Origin of the sequence: Phormidium pseudopriestleyi FRX01 (assembly GCF_017313335.1) — a bacterium.
GTDB lineage: Bacteria > Cyanobacteriota > Cyanobacteriia > Cyanobacteriales > Laspinemataceae > Laspinema > Laspinema pseudopriestleyi.
Genome location: NZ_JAFLQW010000048.1, coordinates 1 through 2,702, shown reverse-complemented (window position 1 = coordinate 2,702; position 2,702 = coordinate 1). Strand labels below are relative to the sequence as shown.

Here is a 2,702-nt window from a genome sequence, read left to right as displayed (position 1 = left end):
ATGGCAGCAGCACTGTCGGCGGTTAAAATCCTCTCTTGAACTGTTTCAGTGGTCTGAACCGGATTGGCAGCGGGTGCGGGAGGGGGCGGAGTTGATGATGGCCCGATCGCCGGTGCTGCGGATTGCTATTTTCCCGGATGGGAGAGAATTGATTACAGGGAGAATTGTACCACATGAGTTGGCAAGTCGTCAAGCGGTTGGGGTGAAGGCTTGGGTGGCGGCGGATTCTTTGTTTATCCGATCGCTCCCTACCCATAAAACGGGCAACTATCTCTCCTGTTGGTTGGCGTTGCAAGCGGCTCAACGGCAGGGTTGTCAGGAGGCTATCCTAGTAGATGGTCAGGGGAATTGGTTAGAAACCAGTACCGGGAATCTTTGGGGATGGCGGGAGGGTCGGTGGTGGACACCGCCTATAGAGGTGGGGATTTTACCCGGGGTGATGCGATCGCAACTTCTCAACTGCCTAGACAATCAAGGTCATCCGGCCATCCTCGAACCATGGACAGCCGAAGTAGTGAGCGGGTTTGAAGCCTTGGCTTATAGTAATAGTGTGGTAGAAGTCATTCCCATTTGTGAAGTCTTCTCAGAAAACAAAACTCGGGTCTATCCTGGCTCCCATCAAGGGTTCAGCCAATTACGTCAGCTTTTCCGGGAGCAGTTGCCCCGTAAATTCTGATAATACGTTAACATTAGTTAACAGAGTAGAATAAAAATACCCCAAATACCCCCCCATTCCAGAACTAGGAGGACCGCTGGTGAATAAAAAATGGAGAAACGCCGGACTGTACGCAATGCTGGCGATCGTTGTCATCTTCGTGGCAACGACATTTTTTGAAAATCAAACATCAACTGAGGAAACCTGGCGCTACAGTCAGTTTATTCAGGAAGTTCAAAACAACCGCATTGATAAGGTCGTTATTACTTCCGATCGCTCCCGAGCTAGAGTTAACGCTCAGGATGGCACAAAGGTTGTAGTCAATTTACCCAACGACCCAGAACTACTCAACATCCTAACCGACCACCGGGTCAATATTGAAGTCTCCCCCCAAAGCGATGAAGGCTTCTGGTTCAAGGCGCTCAGTAGCTTATTCTTCCCTGTTCTCCTCTTAGTGGGCTTAGTCTTCTTGCTCCGTCGTGCTCAAAACGGCCCAGGTTCTCAAGCGATGAACTTTGGCAAATCGAAAGCACGGGTGCAAATGGAACCCCAAACCCAAGTCACCTTCGGGGATGTAGCCGGTATCGAGCAAGCCAAGCTAGAACTGAGCGAAGTGGTAGACTTCCTAAAAAATGCCGATCGCTTTACCGCTGTTGGTGCCAAAATTCCCAAAGGTGTTTTATTAGTCGGCCCTCCGGGAACCGGCAAGACCCTCCTGGCAAAAGCAGTCGCGGGGGAAGCGGGCGTCCCCTTCTTCTCCATCTCTGGCTCAGAATTCGTGGAAATGTTTGTGGGAGTCGGTGCCTCTCGCGTCCGCGATTTGTTTGAACAAGCCAAATCCAACGCTCCCTGCATCGTCTTTATCGATGAAATTGACGCCGTAGGTCGTCAACGGGGTGCCGGTTTAGGCGGTGGCAACGATGAGCGCGAACAAACCCTCAACCAACTCCTGACCGAAATGGATGGGTTTGAAGACAACACGGGCATCATTATTATTGCGGCCACCAACCGTCCTGATGTACTCGATGCCGCTTTATTGCGTCCGGGTCGTTTCGATCGCCAAGTTGTGGTCGATCGCCCTGACTATGCCGGTCGTCGCGAAATCCTCAACGTCCATGCTCGTGGTAAGACCCTGGCGAAGGATGTGGACCTGGACAAAATCGCCCGTCGGACCCCCGGTTTCACTGGTGCTGACCTGGCTAACCTGCTCAACGAAGCCGCAATTCTGGCCGCGCGACGCAATTTGACCGAAATTTCGATGGATGAAATCAATGATGCCATCGATCGCGTCCTTGCTGGACCCGAGAAAAAAGACCGCGTAATGAGCGAGAAACGCAAAACTCTGGTTGCCTATCACGAAGCGGGTCATGCTTTAGTCGGTGCCTTGATGCCGGATTATGACCCCGTGCAAAAAATCAGCATTATTCCTCGGGGACGCGCTGGCGGGTTAACCTGGTTTACTCCCAGTGAAGAACGCATGGATTCGGGTCTGTACAGCCGGTCCTATCTGCAAAATCAGATGGCAGTGGCCCTTGGCGGTCGGATTGCTGAAGAAATTGTCTTCGGTGAGGAAGAAGTCACTACGGGTGCCTCCAATGACTTGCAACAGGTGGCACGAGTCGCACGGCAGATGGTCACTCGCTTTGGGATGAGCGATCGCCTGGGTCCAGTGGCCCTCGGTCGTCAACAAGGCAATATGTTCCTCGGTCGGGATATCATGGCGGAACGTGATTTCTCCGAAGAAACCGCCGCAGCGATCGATGATGAAGTCCGTAACCTGGTTGAACAAGCCTACGGACGCTCTAAAGAGGTGCTCGTTTCCAACCGTGAGGTGTTGGATAAACTGTCTCAACTCCTGATTGAGAAGGAAACGGTTGATGCCGATGAATTGCAAGATTTGTTAGCGAACAACGATGTGAAGATGGCGGCGATCGCCTAATCGACGCACCCGTACAGGCAACCCGGCGAGGAATAAATCCCCCTTTCGCCCCTGCAAAGGACTAAGAAACCGGGTTTCTGCGATAATTTTTGCTACTTGTCCCAGATT

2 protein-coding genes are annotated in these 2,702 nt (G+C 52.1%); both read left to right on the top strand.

Annotated features, from left to right (window positions below; all coding sequences use genetic code 11):
- The coding region (locus J0895_RS01865; protein WP_207086447.1) for an aminotransferase class IV at window positions 1–676 on the top strand (676 nt) is incomplete at its 5' end.
- Between the two features lie 79 nt (window positions 677–755).
- On the top strand, window positions 756–2,594 hold the full coding sequence (gene ftsH3 / locus J0895_RS01860) for an ATP-dependent zinc metalloprotease FtsH3 (RefSeq protein WP_340643430.1): 1,839 nt from the start codon (window positions 756–758) through the stop codon (window positions 2,592–2,594).
- The last annotated feature ends 108 nt before the right edge of the window (window positions 2,595–2,702 follow it).